The 19,376-nt window shown below is 40.4% G+C and carries 16 protein-coding genes and 1 pseudogene; 1 reads left to right on the top strand and 16 read right to left on the bottom strand.

All coding sequences use genetic code 11. The features are described from left to right. Positions 1-116: 116 nt before the first annotated feature. The 16 genes from MHH71_RS17040 to MHH71_RS16965 form a co-directional block, all read right to left on the bottom strand. Positions 117-1,733, bottom strand: a complete 1,617-nt coding sequence (locus tag MHH71_RS17040; RefSeq protein ID WP_006096641.1) for a long-chain fatty acid--CoA ligase — start codon at positions 1,731-1,733, stop codon at positions 117-119. A 241-nt stretch (positions 1,734-1,974) separates the two neighbouring features. After that, positions 1,975-2,988, bottom strand: a complete 1,014-nt coding sequence (gene spoIID, locus MHH71_RS17035; RefSeq protein ID WP_006096642.1) for a stage II sporulation protein D — start codon at positions 2,986-2,988, stop codon at positions 1,975-1,977. A 248-nt stretch (positions 2,989-3,236) separates the two neighbouring features. Continuing rightward, positions 3,237-4,541: a UDP-N-acetylglucosamine 1-carboxyvinyltransferase gene (gene murA, locus MHH71_RS17030; RefSeq protein WP_003209210.1), complete on the bottom strand. Its 1,305-nt coding sequence runs from the start codon at positions 4,539-4,541 to the stop codon at positions 3,237-3,239. Between the two features lie 35 nt (positions 4,542-4,576). After that, a complete protein-coding gene (locus MHH71_RS17025) occupies positions 4,577-5,284 on the bottom strand; it encodes a YwmB family TATA-box binding protein (protein ID WP_006096643.1) in 708 nt (235 codons plus the stop codon). Between the two features lie 52 nt (positions 5,285-5,336). Further along, positions 5,337-5,573: a DUF1146 family protein gene (locus tag MHH71_RS17020; protein ID WP_003202077.1), complete on the bottom strand. Its 237-nt coding sequence runs from the start codon at positions 5,571-5,573 to the stop codon at positions 5,337-5,339. 261 nt (positions 5,574-5,834) lie between these two features. Further along, a complete protein-coding gene (gene nuoN, locus MHH71_RS17015) occupies positions 5,835-7,349 on the bottom strand; it encodes an NADH-quinone oxidoreductase subunit NuoN (protein ID WP_033799730.1) in 1,515 nt (504 codons plus the stop codon). A 7-nt stretch (positions 7,350-7,356) separates the two neighbouring features. Next, positions 7,357-8,859, bottom strand: a complete 1,503-nt coding sequence (locus MHH71_RS17010; protein WP_033799257.1) for an NADH-quinone oxidoreductase subunit M — start codon at positions 8,857-8,859, stop codon at positions 7,357-7,359. After that, a complete protein-coding gene (gene nuoL, locus MHH71_RS17005; protein WP_006096646.1) occupies positions 8,856-10,718 on the bottom strand; it encodes an NADH-quinone oxidoreductase subunit L in 1,863 nt (620 codons plus the stop codon). The genes MHH71_RS17010 and nuoL overlap by 4 nt, the downstream gene beginning before the upstream one ends. Positions 10,719-10,747: 29 nt before the next feature. Then, positions 10,748-11,062, bottom strand: coding sequence for an NADH-quinone oxidoreductase subunit NuoK (gene nuoK / locus MHH71_RS17000; RefSeq protein ID WP_018764934.1), 315 nt, complete (start codon positions 11,060-11,062; stop codon positions 10,748-10,750). Further along, positions 11,055-11,579: an NADH-quinone oxidoreductase subunit J gene (locus MHH71_RS16995; protein WP_016112671.1), complete on the bottom strand. Its 525-nt coding sequence runs from the start codon at positions 11,577-11,579 to the stop codon at positions 11,055-11,057. The genes nuoK and MHH71_RS16995 overlap by 8 nt, the downstream gene beginning before the upstream one ends. After that, positions 11,576-11,995, bottom strand: a complete 420-nt coding sequence (gene nuoI / locus MHH71_RS16990) for an NADH-quinone oxidoreductase subunit NuoI (protein ID WP_003202066.1) — start codon at positions 11,993-11,995, stop codon at positions 11,576-11,578. Before nuoI ends, MHH71_RS16995 begins: the two co-directional genes overlap by 4 nt. A gap of 25 nt (positions 11,996-12,020) precedes the next feature. After that, positions 12,021-13,022: an NADH-quinone oxidoreductase subunit NuoH gene (gene nuoH / locus MHH71_RS16985; RefSeq protein WP_033799258.1), complete on the bottom strand. Its 1,002-nt coding sequence runs from the start codon at positions 13,020-13,022 to the stop codon at positions 12,021-12,023. Further along, entirely contained in the window at positions 13,022-14,122 is a 1,101-nt protein-coding gene (nuoD, locus tag MHH71_RS16980; protein WP_003209223.1) for an NADH-quinone oxidoreductase subunit NuoD, read from the bottom strand. Before nuoD ends, nuoH begins: the two co-directional genes overlap by 1 nt. Positions 14,123-14,126: 4 nt before the next feature. Then, the gene (locus MHH71_RS16975) at positions 14,127-15,386 is read right to left on the bottom strand and encodes an NADH-quinone oxidoreductase subunit C (protein ID WP_078211613.1); all 1,260 of its coding nucleotides are present in this window, start codon (positions 15,384-15,386) and stop codon (positions 14,127-14,129) included. After that, positions 15,383-15,901 (bottom strand): NADH-quinone oxidoreductase subunit NuoB, encoded by a 519-nt coding sequence (gene nuoB / locus MHH71_RS16970; RefSeq protein WP_018764931.1) that lies wholly within the window; start codon positions 15,899-15,901, stop codon positions 15,383-15,385. The genes MHH71_RS16975 and nuoB overlap by 4 nt, the downstream gene beginning before the upstream one ends. Then, positions 15,892-16,260, bottom strand: a complete 369-nt coding sequence (locus MHH71_RS16965; protein ID WP_006096649.1) for an NADH-quinone oxidoreductase subunit A — start codon at positions 16,258-16,260, stop codon at positions 15,892-15,894. The genes nuoB and MHH71_RS16965 overlap by 10 nt, the downstream gene beginning before the upstream one ends. Positions 16,261-16,687: 427 nt before the next feature. On the opposite strand from MHH71_RS16965, the pseudogene MHH71_RS16960 reads away from it, so the two are divergent. Beyond that, a pseudogene (locus MHH71_RS16960) lies at positions 16,688-19,363 on the top strand (putative bifunctional diguanylate cyclase/phosphodiesterase). Positions 19,364-19,376: the final 13 nt, after the last annotated feature.

The raw sequence follows: 19,376 nt of genomic DNA, 5'->3' as shown, positions 1-19,376 counted from the left end.
TCCAGATGAGTTTTTATCTCATTATACCAAACAGTTAATGGAAGATTATGATATTTATCTCAAAAATAAAAAGGAGCTAAATTAGCTCCTTTTTGATTGATTTTAACATACAACTATTACTGCTGCTTCACCATATAACTTTTCAGCTGATCACGAAGTGCCCTTTTCAGGAATTTCCCGACAGATGTTTTTGGAATCTCTTCCACGAATAAAATGTCATCCGGCATCCACCATTTCGGGAACTGGTCTTCTAATAATGCATAGAGCTCCTCTTGTTCTACTGTTTGTCCTTCTTTTAAGACAACGCAGGCAACAGGGCGTTCTTGCCATTTTTCATGTGGCACGGCAACGACAGATGCCTCTAGTACTTTGTCATGTGCCATTAAAGCGTTCTCTAAATCAACGGAGGAAATCCATTCACCGCCGCTTTTAATTAAATCTTTCGTACGGTCAGCAATTTTAATAAACCCTTCTGGATCAACAGTTACAATATCTCCTGTATGTAACCAGCCATCCTGCATGGAATCTGCTGTACGTTCATCGTTATAATAACTACCCGCAATCCACGGTCCGCGCAGGCAAAGCTCTCCCATTTCTTCACCATCCCATTTGATCTCCCCTTCTTGACCAATTACCTTCATTTCAAGGCCTGGGAATAAGTATCCTTGGCGGGAGCGTAGTTCATAATATTCTTCTTTCGGTAAATCGCGCTGATATGACTTTGGACAGTTAATTACAACAGCTGGGCTTGTTTCTGTCATTCCATATATTTGCCTAAAAGCAATTCCATATTTCTCCTCATATGTGCGAATCATGCTTCCTGGTGCTGCTGATCCACCTGACCATATCGTACGAATACTACTAATATCATACGGATATTTTTCAAGCTCTTGCAGTAACCCAATCCAAATTGTTGGTACACCAGCAGTAATTGTCACTTTCTCACGCTCAATAAGCTGAGCTAATATTTCCGGTGTAAAGTGTGGTCCTGGTAAGACGAGCTTTGTGCCGAACCATGTACCTGCAAACGGAAGCCCCCATGCGTTTACATGGAACATCGGAACGACAGGCATACAAGTGTCTACTTCTGATAGATTCCCGCCGTCCACAAGGCCGAGCGTATAACTATGGAGTGCAATACTACGGTGTGTATACACAACGCCTTTCGGTTTTCCGGTCGTTGCGGAAGTATAGCACATACCCGCAGGTTCTTTTTCATCTAAGTCTGTTATGAATGGGAATGTTTCGTCGCCTTCTTCGAGTAGTTTGTCGTAATGATATACTGGTGATAGTGTTGTGTGAGGTAGTTCGTGATCATCTGTCATAATAATAAATGCTTTCACATGAGGAATTTCGTGTTGAATACTTTCTAATACAGGAACCATATCTTCATCAACGAGAATGATTTTATCTTCAGCATGGTTAATGATATAAGAAATATGCTCTGCGGAGAGCCGTAAGTTAATCGTATGTAACACCGCCCCAATTCCTGGAATTGCAAAATATGCTTCCAAATGGCGGTGATGATTCCAAGCGATTGTTCCAACTTTGTCCCCTCTATCAATCCCCATTTTATTTAGTACTCTAGCAAGCCGTCTTGTCCGCTTCGCAATCTCTCCGTATGTTAATATTTGAATACGCGATGCAGTGCGCGAAACAACTTCCTTTTTTGAAAAATATTTCTCCGCTCGTTCCATCATTGCTGGAATGAGAAGTGGTACATCCATCATCATATTTCATGCCCCCTGTTATTATTTTATATATACACATACAACTGTATTATAACACAACAAAACGAGACAAAAGCCGTTAACATTTCTTTCGTTTTCTACAAATAATGACAAAAGGAGCTCATTGGGATGAGCTCCTTTGTTGTCAAATAATCACTAAGTTTTGTCGAACGGTTGATATATTCCAAAAAGCGCCGATATATTTTCAAACGAGCAGCGCCCAACTGTCAGTAACCCTTAAGCATCAGTTCTTCGCCATTAACTTTCCTTCATACTCGTTTAGCGTTTTAATTTCGATACCTTTATAGTAATGAGCAACAATATCCGTATATCCTTTTCCTTCTTTCGCCATTCCATTGGCACCATACTGGCTCATGCCAACGCCATGGCCGAAACCTTTCGTTGTGACGACAATGCTCTTTCCTTGTTGTTTCCATGTAAAGTCAGAGGAGCGTAATCCCAGTTTTGTTCTTACTTCTTTCCCTGTTAATACCTTTCCTTGAAACTCTACATCCTTCACCCGTTTTCCTTCTGTACGGTCTTTAATATTACCGACTTTTCCATTTGCAAGCACCTTTACGCCAAGACGCTTTTGAAAATCATCTACAGTAAAAGTTTGCTCACTCGCAAATTTTGGAGAAGCTTGATCCCATGGACTGTCTACGCTTTTTAAATATGGTAAGTCGCTCCCCCAGTAGTCTGCAGCATTTTCTGTATAACCGTTACTTGTTGAGAAGAAGGACGCCGTAATGGGACTACCATCATAGGTTAAAACTTGTCCGGCTGTTTTAGACACAGCTTCTTCAATCTTCTTCAAATTTTTCTCATAATCTTTGCCCCATGTCTTCTTTAGCTCTTCTTTACTGTTGTACACTTGATCATTAACCGTATCTGTCACATCCGCATTGTTTTTCTTACTTCCGCCTAGCATACGCTGTACAATAAATGTTCTCGCTGCCAATGCCTGTGCTTTTAATGCCTCCATTTCAAAGCTAGCATTCATCTCAGAAGCTACTACACCTGTAACATACTCTTCCATCGGCATCGTTTCTACCTTCTTTTGTGCATTACGATACACAGTAACTTGGACAGCAGTATTTACCTTTTTAGGAGCTGGCACACTTTGCATGGCTGGAGGATGTTCGGGCGGCTGACTTACTTTCGCTTTCGTAAACGGAATAACAAGTACGGTCGGTACAATAATGACGAGCGCCACTAAGAGCGCCATTGTAATGAAAAGTGGCTTTGAAATTTTCATCTTTTTCCCCCACTATGAAATTAGACTCATTTCATTCTTATGGAACGTGACAAGCTTTTAGAACATATCGGGAGGAACTTCTGCAAAGGGAAAATATAAAGTACTGATATGACAGGATGCAATCTCAAAGGAAAGAATTTTCTAAATTTTTCAGGTGGACAGGCATAAAAAAGGAATTTGTTGACTATAACAATAATAGCCCAATAAAAATAGCCTCTATGTCAAAAAGACATAGAGACTACTCAAACTTAAGCGTGAAGGTCAGAAACTTGTTGCTTCGTCACTTCTTCTACTTTTTCATTTACACGTTCAATTGTTGCACCTAATGCAGCTAGTTTCTCATGGAAGTTTACATATCCACGATCAAGGTGTTTTAATTCTGTTACACGTGTGTAACCATCTGATACTAAACCAGCTAGAATTAATGCCGCTGCAGCACGTAAGTCAGTTGCTGCTACTTCTGCACCTTGTAAGTTGTTAGGTCCATTCATAATAACAGAACGGCCTTCAATTTTGATGTCTGCATTCATACGACGGAATTCTTCCACATGCATGAAGCGGTTTTCAAATACCGTTTCTGTAATCATGCTTGTTCCATCCGCATGTAATAACAATGCCATCATTTGTGATTGCATGTCTGTTGGGAAACCTGGATGAGGCATTGTTTTAATATCAACGGCTTTTAATTTACTTGGGCCGATAACACGTACGCCTTCGTTTTCCTCAATAACCTTAACACCCATTTCTTCCATTTTCGCTGTGATAGAACGTAAATGTTCTGGTACAGCATTTTCAATTAAGATGTCTCCACCAGTAATTGCTGCTGCAACCATAAACGTTCCTGCTTCAATACGGTCAGGAATAATAGAATGGTGTGCACCATATAATTTATCAACGCCTTCGATACGAATCGTTCCAGTTCCAGCTCCGCGTACTTTTGCTCCCATTGCATTTAAGAAGTTAGCTAAGTCAACGATTTCTGGTTCTTTTGCTGCGTTTTCAAGTACTGTTGTCCCTTTTGCTAATGTAGCAGCAGACATAATGTTTTCTGTTGCACCTACGCTTGGGAAGTCTAAGTAAATTTTCGCGCCTTGTAATTGTCCATCTACATAAGCTTCAACAAAGCCATTACCAACTTTTACTTTCGCTCCCATTGCTTCGAAGCCTTTTAAATGTTGGTCAATTGGACGTGAACCAATTGCACATCCACCAGGAAGTGCAATACGAGCACGACCATTACGTGCTAATAGTGGTCCCATTACTTGAACGGACGCACGCATTTTACGTACATATTCAAATGGTGCTTCAATATTTAACTCCTTTGAAGCATCAATTGTTACTTGGTTATTTTCAAATACGACTTCAGCATTTAAATGACGTAATACCTCATTAATTGTGTATACATCAGACAAAACTGGTACTTCAGATAGTACATTCTTTCCGTCACTCGCTAATAGGGCTGCAGCGATTATAGGTAATACAGCATTTTTTGCGCCCTCAACACGCACTGTGCCATTCAACCGCTTTCCGCCACGGACGATGATTTTTTCCAATTTATTCCCCTCCGTGTCCTTTTTTCAATATCTATTCAATACTCAGAAGTTATGATCGGTGTGCCAACCACAATTGTATCTTTACTGTCTGTAGAGCGTATTGCTATTTGCACATTGATTTTCTCTCTATTTGTTGAAAGAGCGTCATTCCACTTTTTATTATATGCGGAGACTGACACAAATGCTCTTTCTTCTATCTTCTCGATCGCTCTTGCTGAAAGATCTTTCAAAACCTGATTGGTTTTATTTTGCAAAACACCTTCAATCTTATCACTCAGTACACCTTGAACACAAGTGTAAATTGTAGGTTTTGTACTAAAAATTTTATCCATTTCCCGAATGCTTTTAGGGTCCCATTTTGACCCGCTTACTTCAAAGATAATGAAAGTGTTTTCTTTACTATTTTCCTTACTCCAAGTTACTACTATTCGTTCTTCATAAGAAGAAAATTTTTTGTATGCTGTTGCTTTATATCCATCATGAGATGTTTCCAATTCCCATTTTTGAATATCCGCTTTTTCTTTCACTTCATTTAACAATTTTTGAAACGTATGTATATTAGAAATGGTTCTGGTTTCTCGTGCTAACCATGACCACTGCTCTACCTCTGCTCCATTTTTTTCAAGAGCTGCGATCATACTCTCCATTTTCCCTTCGTCACTTACGGGCTTTATCTCTTTATACCCGACCAAGAATACGACAATACTTACGACAACAATAAGAATTGTTTTTAAGCTTTTCAAGTTTCATCCCCTCCTATCCCCATTGTTAACGGAGATATGAGGTTCTATACACTTACTTGACTAAATACGTTAAACTCTTCGAATACCCTAAATAATCAAGAAAAAAGTTGCTGACAGATGTCCCAATGGCAATCGTAACAAGAATGAGTAAAATCCTCGTCTGCAATACCTTTCCAGATTTCATCAGGCGTTCAATATGGATACCTTGTAAGGCCCACCACGTAATGGTAATAAACAATAAATGCGAAACAATCGCAATCAGTGCTTGTTGCCCTAAAAGTTGCGCCAAAAAAATCGACTCCTTTTGTTTGGCTTACCATCATCTAGGATGCAAAACGATCCCATATAAATGGAAACCACACTTTTTCCCGCCCAAACAGGCAGTATAAAGTATCCCTCTGAAAGAAGGGCACTACCTATTAGAGTTTACTTTGTTCGAGCATCACATTCGTGAAGGATAAGGTCTCGCGCTAACGAAAGTTTCACTTTGCCCCTCTCATTGCTCCACAATAAAAAGCGTAGAGCGATGACTCTACACTTTTTGTTTTCACTATTGTACCACGTTCCCTGTGAAGAAGAAATCTTTCATCAATGGAAAATATTCATAAAAGAAATTGTAGCCAATTGCCGGTAGAATTCCGAGTAATACAGTTGCAATTAAACAAAAACTAATGACGACTTTCAAATTGATTGGTAAGTGTACCGGATCTTCTTCACTACTCTTTCGAAAGAACATTTGCTGCAAAATACGGAAATAATATACAAACGAGATAATCGTTGTGCCCATCATGACTGATGCCAGCACGTAATGGGCTGGACTAGCAGTGAAGGCACTTAAGAAAATATTAACCTTTCCGATAAAACCAGCTGTTCCTGGAATTCCTGCCAAAGACAGAATGAAAATGGTCATCGCTGCAGAGGCAAACGGAGAGCGTTTGTATAAACCAGAGAAAATTGTGAAATTTTCCTTTCCGCTTTGTAAGATTAATCCGTGGATGACTGCAAAAGCTCCTATATTCATTAACAGGTATGCCAACATATAAAACCACATACTATCCATTGTAAATGGTGATAACGCTACAAGCGGAACGAGTAAATATCCAGCGTGTGCTATGCCAGAATAGGCGAATAGACGCTTTACGCTGTATTGCTTGAGTGCCACTACATTACCAATGATCATTGTAATAATAGCGAGCACGGCAATATATACGCTCATGTTAGCAAATACTGTTTGCTCACTTCCATGAACAGGTATAGCGCCGAATACCATAAGGAACAATCTTATCATCATAATAAAACCGGCGATTTTAGAAATTGTCCCGAGGAAAGTTGTAACAGGTGTCACGGCCCCTTCATATACGTCTGGTGCCCACATATGAAACGGCACCGTCGCAATTTTAAAGGACAGCCCAACAAACAGAAGCAAGAAAGCAAGCGATAACAAAAGTTGAATGCTGCCATCCACACCTTGCATGAGAACTTCCTGCATACCAATAATATTAGTAGCCCCCGTAATGCCGTATAAGTAACTCATTCCAAAGAGCGTAATAGCCGTCCCAATTCCGCCATTAATAACATATTTCATCGCCGCTTCATTCGAAGCACGATTTGTCTTTCGAATCCCAACTAAAATGTACGAAGACAGTGATAACAACTCTAGGCCAATAAAGAGCGTAATAAAGTCGACGCTAGACGCCATAAACATCGCACCGAGAACTGCCATTAAAAATAAATAATAGTATTCCCCTTTATCTTGAATCGGCTCTTTTTTATCATCGCTCATCGCCATACATAAAACGAGGATGGCTCCAATTAATAGTAACGTTTTAAACCCTTTTGAAAATCCATCTAGTACAAACGAACCACTTAAAATGTCTCCAGCCGGTTCACCATACAATGTAATTAATGCGATTAGCGATAGCACTGCCGCTCCAATCGCCCCAAGCCCTAAATACTTACGATCAAACTTTAGAAATAAATCAAGAAGCGAGAGAAGGATGGCCGCTCCAAGAATGATGAACTCCGGTACCATTAAATGCCAAGATAAGCTAAGTAATGTATTCATATCCATCCTACCTCACCCCCAATATTTTCACTGTGTATTGCAGCGGCGTCCCTAACAGTTCTGGCATAATACCAATTGCAAGAATACAAGTGAGCAAGAGCACAATCGGAACGTATTCCCAGCCGCGGACATCCGGCCTCGCTGCCAATTCCTTCTTTCCAAATGTCACTTGAAGCGTAGCCCTTAGGACATATACCGCTGTTAAAATGATGCCAAGCGCACCGATCGCCGCGAGCATTGGCTTCCCTTGAAATAGTCCGAGGAATGCAAGAAACTCACTAACAAACCCAGACATGCCCGGAAGGCCAAGCGAAGCCATGCTTCCTGCTAATAAGAAACCACTTAACACAGGAACTTGTTTTGCGAGGCCACCAAGCTTCGTAATGTCAGACGTGCCAAAACGCCCCTCAATCATGCCGAGCAAGCAAAATAGTAGCGCTGCAATTAAACCGTGAGATACGACTTGAAATAGCGCTCCCTTCATACCGGCTGCATTCAGTGCCCCAAGTCCCATTAAAACGATTCCCATATGCGAAATACTGGAATAAGCGAGTACCTTTCGAAAATCTGTTTGAATGATCGCTAGAAAAGCACCGTATAGCAAGTTGATTACCCCTAAAATCGCCAGTAGCATCGCAAAGTCTTGAAACTGCTCCGGGAATAGCCCCTTCCCAAAGCGAACGATGCCGTATGCTCCAATCTTGAGCAGAACACCCGCATGGAGCATCACCGCAGCAGGATGGGCCTCGACATGCACATTCACCATCCAGCGATGCAAAGGGAATACCGGTAGCTTAATAGCAAAGGCTATCATAAGTGCAATGAATAAACCGAGCTGCAATGAACTTGAAATATCGCCCAGAAGCGCCGTGTCCACCCCAGTCAAAATATCTTTTAAATCTGCAATATTTGTTGTACCCGTTTTTGCAAAGAGGATAGAGAAAACAATGAGTAAAATCGCTGATCCAATTCCGTTATAAATCAAATAACTATAGGCAGCTTTTTCACTGTTCAATTTCCCCCACTTTCCAATAAGCAAAAACATCGGTGGTAATGTAATTTCAAAGAAGACAAAGAATAGAAGTAAATTTTCTGCTGCAAAGACACCGAGCATCCCAATTTCAAGTGTTAACAAAAGCATGTAAAAACCTTTTATATTTTTTTGAATGGAAAAGGCAGTAATCGCCGCAAGTGTTGCTAAAAGCGCCGTGAGTATCATCATCACAAGCGAAAAGCCATCGATACCAAGCTCATAGTAAATAGAAAACAACTTTTCATCTACGCCCGGAAAATGTCCGAATTGAATCCATTTCACCTTTTCAGCAAACATCGTTAAGCTCTTTCCGGAAGCATATGTACTAGCCAGAACAATCGCGATGCCAAGCGGAAGAATTGTTCCGAACAAACCGAGGACTCGCACTGCACGCACTTCCGTTTTCGGTGTTAACGTAAGTAAGAGAATCCCTAGAAGCGGGGAGAAAATGAAGAATGATAATAATAATGCATTCATTGCCAATACCCCCCCGTATATAACAGAATGACAACTAATGTCGCCACGGAAACAGCCACTGCGGTTCCGTATACTTGTACGTTTCCGTTTTGAAGTTTAGAACCAACAATGCTTGCCCCTCTCACAATACCTCTGATTAACTGGGCGATTCCTTCCACAATATAGACCTCACATAAGTGAAGCACATAAGCGATTCCTTTTACGAGCGGGAGCACAGTCACACTATACAGTTCATCTACATAATATTTTTCCTTAAGGTGGCTATATAGGACTGTTTCTTTTCCGCCATCCCGATCTCTAGAAATAGATCGTTTCCCATAGATAAGATATGCCGCGAGAATGCCCGCAAACGAAACGAGTGTCGCAACAATCATAATCCACACCGGACCATGACTTTGCTCTACTTGGAACGGGACATTCTTTGTAAGCCAGTCCCCAAGAAACGTGCCAAACCAAGGCGTATTGATATACCCTGCCAAAACTGCAAGAATACCAAGGACAATCATCGGAAATGTCATGACGCGCGGAGATTCATGCACATCCTCTTCTTTCTTCGCCTCTCCTGTAAAAACGAGAAAGTATAACCGGAACATGTAAAACGCCGTTAAAAATGCTGCGAGAACCGCAAGGACAAACAAAACATAATTGCCGTGCATCCACGTCGCCGCCAAAATTTCATCCTTACTAAAAAAACCTGAGAAGAGCGGGACACCACTAATTGCTAGCGTGCCGATTAAGAAGAGTAGCCCCGTCACTTTCATTTTCTTCTGCAATCCGCCCATTTCATTAATGTTTTGCGTATGCACCGCATGAATGACGCTTCCTGCCGCTAAGAAAAGCAATGCTTTAAAGAAAGCATGTGTCGTTAAATGAAAGACTCCAGCAACGTATCCTGCCGAGCCAAGCGCGAGCATCATATAGCCGAGCTGGCTCACTGTTGAATATGCGAGGACTCTTTTTATATCCGTTTGTACGAGGCCAATGGACGCAGCAAAGATTGCAGTAAAGGCGCCAACAACCGCGACTGTTTGCATCGCTGCAGGACTTGCAGAGAATAGCGGAAACATCGTTGCCACTAAGTACACACCTGCTGCAACCATCGTTGCCGCGTGAATGAGCGCAGATACAGGCGTTGGCCCTTCCATCGCATCCGGTAGCCACGTATGAAGCGGAAACTGACCTGATTTCCCCATGGCACCAATAAAGATCAAGATTGCCGTGAGCGTTATCATAGTAGGTGATATGTCTCCCATTTTCATCGCTTTAAAGATTACTTCATATTCAAAGCTACCAGCCTGCCAGAAGAGTAAAATCATCCCGATAAATAAACCTACATCTCCAATACGCGTCATAATAAATGCTTTTTTCGCAGCAGCCTTCGCTTCCTCTTTAAAGAAATAGAAACCAATTAGTAAAAACGAGCCAAGTCCAACTAATTCCCAAAATATATAAAGCTGTAGTAAATTCGTCGAGATAACAAGCCCGAGCATCGCAAATGTAAAGAGCCCTAAATACGCATAAAATACGGGCAACCTCTCATCACCATGCATATACCCTTTTGAATACACATGTACAAGGAAGCTAACGAGTGTCACAATAAAAAGCATCAAAGCATTTAATGCGTTAATCTCAAAACCAAACGAAAGATCCACATCACCAATTCGGAGCCATAACCACTGATGCTTTACTGTTTCTGATGAAAACCGTTCTATTAATACAGTCGCCGCACCCACAAAGGAAAGAAATGTGAGAAAGATACCAAGTAAGCTGCTTCCTTCTCTCAATTTTTCCCCAAACATAACGAGCAAAAAAAACGAGGTAAGTGGGAAAAGCGGTATGAGCCATGCATAATCGATCATTGTTTCCTTCCCCCTTTTCGGTCACAATGCTAACCCTTAAGCGAATCCATTTCATCTACGTTAACTGTTGCATGTTTACGATATAACGCAATTAATATTGCAAGTCCAACTGCTGCTTCAGCTGCGGCAACAGACATCGTAAACAGTGAAAAGATTTGTCCTGTTAAGTTCGGAAAAAAACCTAATTTACTAAAGGCGACTAGGTTTAAATTCGCCGCATTTAACATCAGTTCAATACAAACTAAAACAATGACCGTATTCCGCTTTGTTAAAGCCCCGAATAAACCAATGCAAAACAGAATAATGGCAAGAGCTAAGTAGGCGGAAGTTGGAACACTACTCATTGGAATCCCCCTCTTTCTCATCCTTCTTCGCAAGTACAATTGCCCCAACAAGTGCAACAAGTAAAATAACCGACGTTAATTCAAATGGAATGACATATTTCGAATATAAGAGTGTACCAATTTGAAGTGTGTTTTGTTCATGAAGTGGTACACTTCCTTGTACACTTCGATTTGTAAAATCTATATTATTAACAGCGAAATACATCACCCCGCCAAACACTACTACTGCGAAGAAAATGAGCCATTTACGAAAACTAAAACTAGATTCATTTTCAGCGTCATGTTTCGTTAACATAATGCCAAAAATCATAATAATCGTAATCGCCCCGGAATAAATTAAGATTTGCGCTACTCCAACAAACTCTGCCGATAATAGAAAATACAATCCCGCAATGCTAAGAAACGTAAACACAAGAGCGAGCATCATATGCATGACTTTCGTTAAGTTCAGCATAAGAATACCACCGATAATTGCCGTTAAGGATAGTAAAAAAAACGCTATCAACTCGCCGTTCATGCTTTATTCTCCTTTCTGACGTTCTCATCATTTTCATCTAGCCACTGCAAATTTTTAAACAAATCATCACGCGTATACTCCGCTAGCTCAAAATTGTTTGTCATAACGATTGCCTCTGTTGGACAAACCTCTGTACATAAATCGCACAGAATACAAATTTCAAAGTTAATATCGTACGTATCAATGATTTTTCCTTTTTTCGCCGGATCCGGATGCTTCTTCCCTGTTAGTTGAATACAGTCGGTTGGGCAGATGTTGGCACATTGGTTACAAACAATACACTTTTCTGGATAAAATTTTTGAATCCCTCGAAAGCGATCTGGTAGTGGCAATGGTTGATTGGGATAATCGTACGTTACTTTTTTCTTACTTAAGTTGCTAAGCGTATACTTTAATCCTTTAAATAGTCCTTTCATATCTTAGTGGCACCCCCCTCATGGATTAGAAGAACAACTCCTTAATCAATGCCGTTAAGAAAATGTTCGCAAGTGCGATTGGCAATAATACCTTCCAGCCAAACTCCATTAATTGATCGCCCCTGATACGTGGAAACGTAACGCGGAACCAAATTAAGAGAAAGACCACCGAGCTAAACTTTAAGGCAAACCATACAGCTCCAGGAATAAAACCAAGGAACATAACTGGATTCCATCCTCCTAGGAAGAGCACCGTAATGAGCGAAGCCATTCCAAAGAAGTATACATATTCAGAAAGCATAAAGAATGCCCAGCGAAACCCCGAATACTCTGTATGATATCCAGAAACAAGTTCCGATTCCGCCTCTGGTAAGTCAAACGGCGTCCGGTTCAACTCTGCAACCGCTGCGATTAAGAAAATTACAAAACCGATTGGCTGTGCGAAAATGTACCAAACCTTCTCCTGCGCCGCTACAATTTCATTTAAATTCAGACTGCCAGCTAATAAGACAACACCAATGACGCTCATTACAAGTGGAATTTCATAGGAAATCATTTGCGCTGCCGCACGCATCCCGCCTAAAAGTGAATATTTATTGTTTGATGCCCATCCCCCGGTCACAACACCAATCGTTGTAATCCCTGATACAGCAATATAGTAAAGAAGCCCGACTCCAATATCTGCAAACTGAAATTTATCCGTAAATGGAATGACTGCAAGCACCATAAAAGCTGGTGCAAATGCAATAACAGGTGCCAATATAAACAGCGGCTTATCTGCGGCTTTCGGAATGCTATCTTCTTTTAATAAAAGCTTTAAAACGTCAGCAACTGTTTGCAGTAAACCGAATCTGCCGCCGACCTGGTTCGGACCAATCCGCCCTTGCATAAATCCCATCACTTTTCGCTCTGCTAAAATCCCATATGTAACAAATCCAAGGACAGCAAATAAAAGAAGCACCGCTAACCCAAAAAAGATGAAAAAATTTGTCCAGCTTGCCGATGACTCTAAGAGCCGCTCTATCATCACCCATCAACCTCCCCAAGCACAATATCAACGCCACCTAAAATCGTAATTAAGTTCGCGATATTTTCGCCCTTCAAAAGCTTCGGTAAAATTTGAAGGTTGTAGAAAGATGGCCTGCGGAACTTTAAGCGATACGGCTCTTTCTTTCCTTCACTAGCAATATAACAGCCAATTTCTCCGCGCGGCGACTCGATCCGGACAAATACCTCGCCCTTTGGTGCCTTAATAATTTTCGGCACTTTCGCCAACACTGGCCCTTCTGATGGGAATTGCTCAGCCGCCTGCTCAATAATTTTGAGAGACTCCTCAATCTCCTCCATCCGACAAACGTAACGATCCCAAGCATCCCCCACGTTTCCTACCGGAATATCAAAATCAAAGCGATCATAAATAGAGTACGGTTCATCCTTGCGAAGATCCCACTTCACACCTGTGCAGCGTAAATTTGCCCCGCTAAGCGAATAAGAAAGCGCATCTTCCGCGCTATATATTCCAACGCCCTTCACACGATTCAAGAAAATTTCGTTTCCGCTCACAAGGTCGTGATAGCCTTTCAATTGCTCCCTCATATATGGAACAAACTCACGGACCTTTCGGATCCAGCCATCTGGAGCATCCCATTTTACACCGCCCACTCGCATGTAATTAAACGTTAGCCGCGCACCACAGAGTTCATTTAAGAGATTAATAATCATCTCCCTCTCCCGGAATGCATATAGAAACGGACTAACCGCTCCAATATCAAGAAGGTTTGTTCCCCACCAAACGAGGTGACTCGCAACGCGGCCAAGCTCCATTGCAAGTACTCGCAAATATTCTGCACGCTCTGGAATTTCAAGGCCCATCATTGTCTCAACAGCGTGACAAATCACATAGTTATTCGTCATCGCTGATAAATAGTCCATTCGATCTGTATAAGGAATAATTTGTGTATACTGCAAGCTCTCTGCGATTTTCTCTGTTCCACGGTGTAAATACCCAATGACAGGTGTAGCCTCCTTAATAATTTCCCCATCAATTTTAATAACAAGCCTAAATACACCGTGCGTACTCGGGTGCTGCGGTCCTACATTTAAAAGCATTTCTTCTGTACGGATCATAATGCTACACCTCCACATCCAAAGGCTCATAATCTTTTCGAAGCGGATAACCCGCCCAATCATCTGGCATTAAAATACGCGTTAAATTGGGATGACCTTCAAAGACAACACCAAGCAAATCATACGCTTCTCGCTCTGGCCAGTTCGCCCCGTGCCATAGCGGCGCAATCGATGCTACCCGCGGCGCCTCCCTATCTACCTTCACCTTCACTGCTACAGATTGACGCTTTCCATATGAAAACAAATGGACATACACTTCCATATGTGTAACGAAATCCGTCGCATGTAACTCCGACATATAATCAAAGGCAAGTCCTTCATGACACTTTAATAATTCCATCACTTCATAGTAATTCTTCGGCTCAACAACAAGCGTTGGTACATCTTTTGAAAGTTTATTAATATAGTAATCTACTAATGAATGTTCGCCTGTCTTCTCCTTAATAATCTTTACATAAGCATCTAAATATGGCTGATTCGGTGATGTTTCTTCCTGCCCCGGCTCTTCTTCCTTCTTACCCGCAGCACCTTTTGCCTTGGCAGCAGCTGCCGCCTTTGCTTTCGCCACTGCAATTGCCTTTGCCTTTTCATCGTTAGATGGCGCTCCGCCTTCTGTTGCTTTTTGTTTTGCCAATGCGGCTGCCTTTGCTTTTGCTGCTGCCACGGCTTTCGCCTTCGCTTTTGCCCTTTCCTCTTCCGATATCGCTTCGCCTTCTGCTCCTTTCTGCTTTGCTAGCGCTGCCGCTTTTGCCTTTGCTGCTGCCGCGGCTTTCGCCTTCGCTTTTGCTTTTTCCTCTTCCGATATTGCCTCGCCTTCTGCTCCTTTCTGCTTTGCTAGCGCTGCCGCTTTTGCCTTTGCTGCTGCCACGGCTTTCGCCTTCGCTTTTGCCCTTTCCTCTTCCGATATCGCTTCGCCTTCTGCTCCTTTCTGCTTTGCTAGCACTGCCGCTTTTGCCTTTGCTGCTGCCGCGGCTTTCGCCTTCGCTTTTGCCCTTTCCTCTTCCGATATCGCTTCGCCTTCTGTTGCTTTCTGCTTCGCTAACGCTGCCTCCTTTGCTTTTGCTGCCTCTGCGGCAAGTCGTTTTGCTTCCTCTATATTTATCTCCGCCTCTTTTGGTAGCGCTTTCTCTTTTTCTTCTCCTTGTACCTCACTCTTAGACATTTCCACCTCATGCCTAGCAGCAAGCCGTTTCCGCGCTTCTTCTTTCGCATGTCTTGCCGCCTCTTTTTTCATGTCCTCTATCTCTTTATTCGGATCGCTCATCTATTCGTCACCTGCTTTCCAGTCTTTGCTTCGTAACGAATCTTCTCTTTTAATTTATTAATCCCATAAATTAAAGCAGCTGGGTTCGGGGGACATCCTGGAATGTACACATCTACCGGTACGATTTGGTCCACCCCTTTCACAACAGCATACGAGTTCACATACGGGCCACCAGCTGTTGCACAAGAACCCATTGCAATAACCCATTTCGGTTCTGGCATTTGATCGTATAAACGACGCACAATTGGTGCCATTTTCTTTGTTACTGTTCCTGAAACAATCATGACATCTGATTGCCTCGGCGATGTCCGGAAAAATGACCCAAACCGGTCTAGATCATAATGCGATGAGCCAACTCCCATCATTTCAATCGCGCAGCATGCAAGTCCAAATGTCATCGGCCATAAAGAATTACTACGTGCCCATCCTTTTATCTGTTCAAGTGTTGTAAAAAAGATATTTCTCTCTAATTCCGCTCGTTCCCCTGGATGTAAATCTTCAAAATTTATAACCATTGTAACACCTTCTTTTTCCAAGCATAGGCCAAACCAATGAGCAACATAATGACAAAGATCAACATTTCAATAAGCGCGAACAAACCAAGCTTGTCATATGCGACAGCCCACGGATATAAAAATACAGTTTCCACATCAAAAATGACAAACAATAATGCAAAAATATAATAACGAGCATGAAAACGAACATTTGCATCATGATAGGGTTCAATTCCGCTTTCGTACGTCGTTTCCTTTGCTGCACTTGGTTTATGTGGGCGCAGCAGCTTGCCTAATGTAAGAGCCACTACCGGCAGTAATATGCCCAATAGTAAAAAGATGCCAACAATCATATAACTATTTTCATATACATTTGCCACCCTGAAGCCCTCCCCCCTAAATTAAGAACAAGTTCACTTAGTAAACAATATGTCTCACCTGCATTATTTATTATTTTTAAATTTTTCTAAATAATGCAACTATTACGTTCATTATAACAAACTTCAAATTCCTATGTCGATATATTGGGAAAAAGAAAAACCAAGTAACATAAGGTGAGATTTTCCCTCATACTACTTGGTTTACAGTCATTTTAACCAGTTTAATAACCACTCAACTCTCCCCTCATTTTTACAATTTGTCATAAATGTGTAAAATAAAATATGGACACTGCATATACGTATCAAGCAACTTCTTCAAGAAAATAGAAAAGACGCTTTATACTCGTCTATATCGCAGGTGAATTTAGTGAAAACAAAGAATCACACACATTTAACCATCCTTATAGGCTCTTTATTGTTATACCTTATGATTCACTATATAGGATTACTTTTTTATTCAAAATACTCTATTCCATTTCAAATGATCACAGGCTTAACGACCATCTCGCTCGACATTATAATTTGTAGTTATTTGCTCTATTTTTCACGCAATAAAAAAGGGCATTATTATAAAATTTAGATGTCATTAACAATTGGTTCGGTATTTTATTTTATCGGTGATATCATCGTTGCTTATCAACGCTTCATTTTGCACGAATATTATACATTTGTTGATCCGTCTGATGCCTTTTATTTATTATTTTTAATCAGCTACATAGTGGCATTCTTTTATACACTGATGTATGAAAGTACAACATGGAAAAAACTCTTTACCTTATGTAATGTTTGCATCATTGTCACGGCTTTATTTACAATATGCTATTACCTTTTTATTTCGAATGTTATTCATACAAATATAATGTCTCCTATAGCTCCATTTGTTTTACTTATGTATCCAATGGCAGATTTAGTATTTTTATTAATAGGAATTAGCTTATTATTCCGTCCGCTATCTTTGATGTCAAAACAGGTTGCTGCTCTACTTAGTAGTGCTCTTATTTTTTATGCCATTCTAGATTCGGTTTATGCTTACATTAAATATATTAAACCTGGATACTCTATGTTTATTATTGCACCATTTTATCAAGCTTTATTCATGATGGTTACATTTGCATGTCTCATTCGTACAAATGCAAAACAGAAACCTAGCCAAGTATTATTAACACCTAAATCTGGTGAAACAATTCGTTTATCGTTACCATATATATCTGTTATTACACTTATTACTTTTATATTAGTGGAACATACCTTTTCTCCTGTTTTAGTAGTTGGCTTTATCATCACATTTTTCTTCGTATTACTTCGCCACCTGCTAATACGAAGACAAAATAAAAGACTTTTACTACAACAACTCCATTTCAGTCAAGAACTAGAAAAACAAATTGAGTTACGCACAGAAGATTTAGTAGATCAAAAAAATGAATTGTTTCAAAGCAAGCAAATGTTTAAATCTTTATATGAACATCATCCAGATCCAATTTTCACATTAGATTTATATGGGGATTTTTTAAATGTTAATAATGCCGGAACTACATTACTTGGCTATCAAACAAACGAGTTGTTACAAAAACCATGTCATTCCCTCGTTTATGAAAAGGATTCACAAAAAGTAATCGACGCATTCCGCCATGTAAAACAAGGACGCTCTATTTCTTTAGATATACGAGCATACCATAAAAACAGAGACATTTATTATTTACACGTTACAGCTGTTCCTATTATATTAAAGGAACATATTACAGGAATTTATCTGATGATTAAAGACATTACAGAAAGTGAACAACAACAAAGGCAAATTAACTTCCTAGCATATCATGATACATTAACTGAACTAGCAAATCGCCGTGCTTTCCAGGAATACCGTGAATCCGCCATTATAAAGGCGAAAAAAGAACAAGAATCCTTTGCAGTTATATTTCTTGACTTAGATCGCTTTAAAATTATAAACGATACTCTGGGACATCGAATAGGAGACCTTCTCTTAATTGCTGTAGCAAAACGATTGAAGCAAATTTCAAAACAAAATGTGAAGATTGTGCGGCTTGCTGGAGATGAATTTACACTTCTTATAGAAGATTATGAAGAAAACTCTGAAGTGCAAAGAGTTGCAGACAACATTTTATCATCGATGAATAAACCATTTGAAATTGAAAATCATCTACTGCAAATCTCACCAAGCATCGGTATCGCCATCTATCCAGAAGATGGTGAAGATGTGATGTCTATTTTGCAGCATGCTGATATGGCGATGTATGAAACGAAACATAAAGGGAAAAATGGTAGTTCTTTTTATACAAAAGAGCTGTATGAAAAGATAGAACGAAAAGCTAGAATTGAAAAAGACTTACCGCTTGCCTTAGCAAATCATGAATTCTCTATCGTCTACCAACCACAAATCGATGTCGTCACAAAAAAGGTAATCGGAGCAGAGGCATTAATTCGTTGGCAACATCTAGATCTAGGTGTTATCTCTCCGTGTGAGTTCATTCCGATAGCGGAAGAAACGATTCAAATAATCCCGCTCGGTCACTGGATGTTAAAACAGACTTGTCAACAACTGCAAGCTTGGCATCAATTTGGCTATACTGATTTAAATATGAGCGTTAATTTATCAGCAAAAGAATTTCAGCAGGATAACTTAATCGATGTAATTCTAAATATACTGCAAGAAACAAACTTGGAGCCCAAATTCTTAACACTCGAATTAACGGAACGAATCGCCATGATAGATGAAGAAGAAACTTTATTAAAGCTAAGACAATTAAAAGAATACGGAGTTCAAACATCAATCGATGATTTTGGCACCGGCTACTCGTCACTTGCCTATCTATCTCTTTATCCAATTAATACATTAAAAGTACCAAGAGAATTCACACAAATGGCTGAACATCGCGAAGAAGAAAAAGCGATTGTATCAACGATTCTTTCACTTGCAAATACATTACAACTCTCCGTTGTTGCAGAAGGAATTGAAACGAAAGAACAACTCCAATTCTTACAAAACAATGGCTGTAAATATATGCAAGGTTATTACTCTAGCAAACCGCTAAGCGGTAAAGAATTTATGAAATTCCTACAAAAGACCCCCAGTATGAACAATTAATGTTCATGCTGGG

The organism is Bacillus sp. FSL H8-0534, from assembly GCF_038005885.1.
GTDB lineage: Bacteria > Bacillota > Bacilli > Bacillales > Bacillaceae_G > Bacillus_A > Bacillus_A pseudomycoides.
Note: the sequence above shows the minus strand (reverse complement) of the source record. Positions and strands in the feature narration are given on the sequence as shown.

Bases quoted from the DNA above. Each gene is read 5' to 3' on its own strand.
- MHH71_RS17040 (WP_006096641.1), bottom strand. From the start codon at position 1,733: ATGATGATGGATGTACCACTTCTCATTCCAGCAATGATGGAACGAGCG.
- spoIID (WP_006096642.1), bottom strand. From the start codon at position 2,988: ATGAAAATTTCAAAGCCACTTTTCATTACAATGGCGCTCTTAGTGGCG.
- nuoN (WP_033799730.1), bottom strand. From the start codon at position 7,349: ATGAATACATTACTTAGCTTATCTTGGCATTTAATGGTACCGGAGTTC.
- MHH71_RS17010 (WP_033799257.1), bottom strand. From the start codon at position 8,859: ATGAATGCATTATTATTATCATTCTTCATTTTCTCCCCGCTTCTAGGG.
- nuoL (WP_006096646.1), bottom strand. From the start codon at position 10,718: ATGATCGATTATGCATGGCTCATACCGCTTTTCCCACTTACCTCGTTT.
- nuoK (WP_018764934.1), bottom strand. From the start codon at position 11,062: ATGAGTAGTGTTCCAACTTCCGCCTACTTAGCTCTTGCCATTATTCTG.
- MHH71_RS16995 (WP_016112671.1), bottom strand. From the start codon at position 11,579: ATGAACGGCGAGTTGATAGCGTTTTTTTTACTATCCTTAACGGCAATT.
- nuoI (WP_003202066.1), bottom strand. From the start codon at position 11,995: ATGAAAGGACTATTTAAAGGATTAAAGTATACGCTTAGCAACTTAAGT.
- nuoH (WP_033799258.1), bottom strand. From the start codon at position 13,022: ATGATAGAGCGGCTCTTAGAGTCATCGGCAAGCTGGACAAATTTTTTC.
- nuoD (WP_003209223.1), bottom strand. From the start codon at position 14,122: ATGATCCGTACAGAAGAAATGCTTTTAAATGTAGGACCGCAGCACCCG.
- MHH71_RS16975 (WP_078211613.1), bottom strand. From the start codon at position 15,386: ATGAGCGATCCGAATAAAGAGATAGAGGACATGAAAAAAGAGGCGGCA.
- nuoB (WP_018764931.1), bottom strand. From the start codon at position 15,901: ATGGTTATAAATTTTGAAGATTTACATCCAGGGGAACGAGCGGAATTA.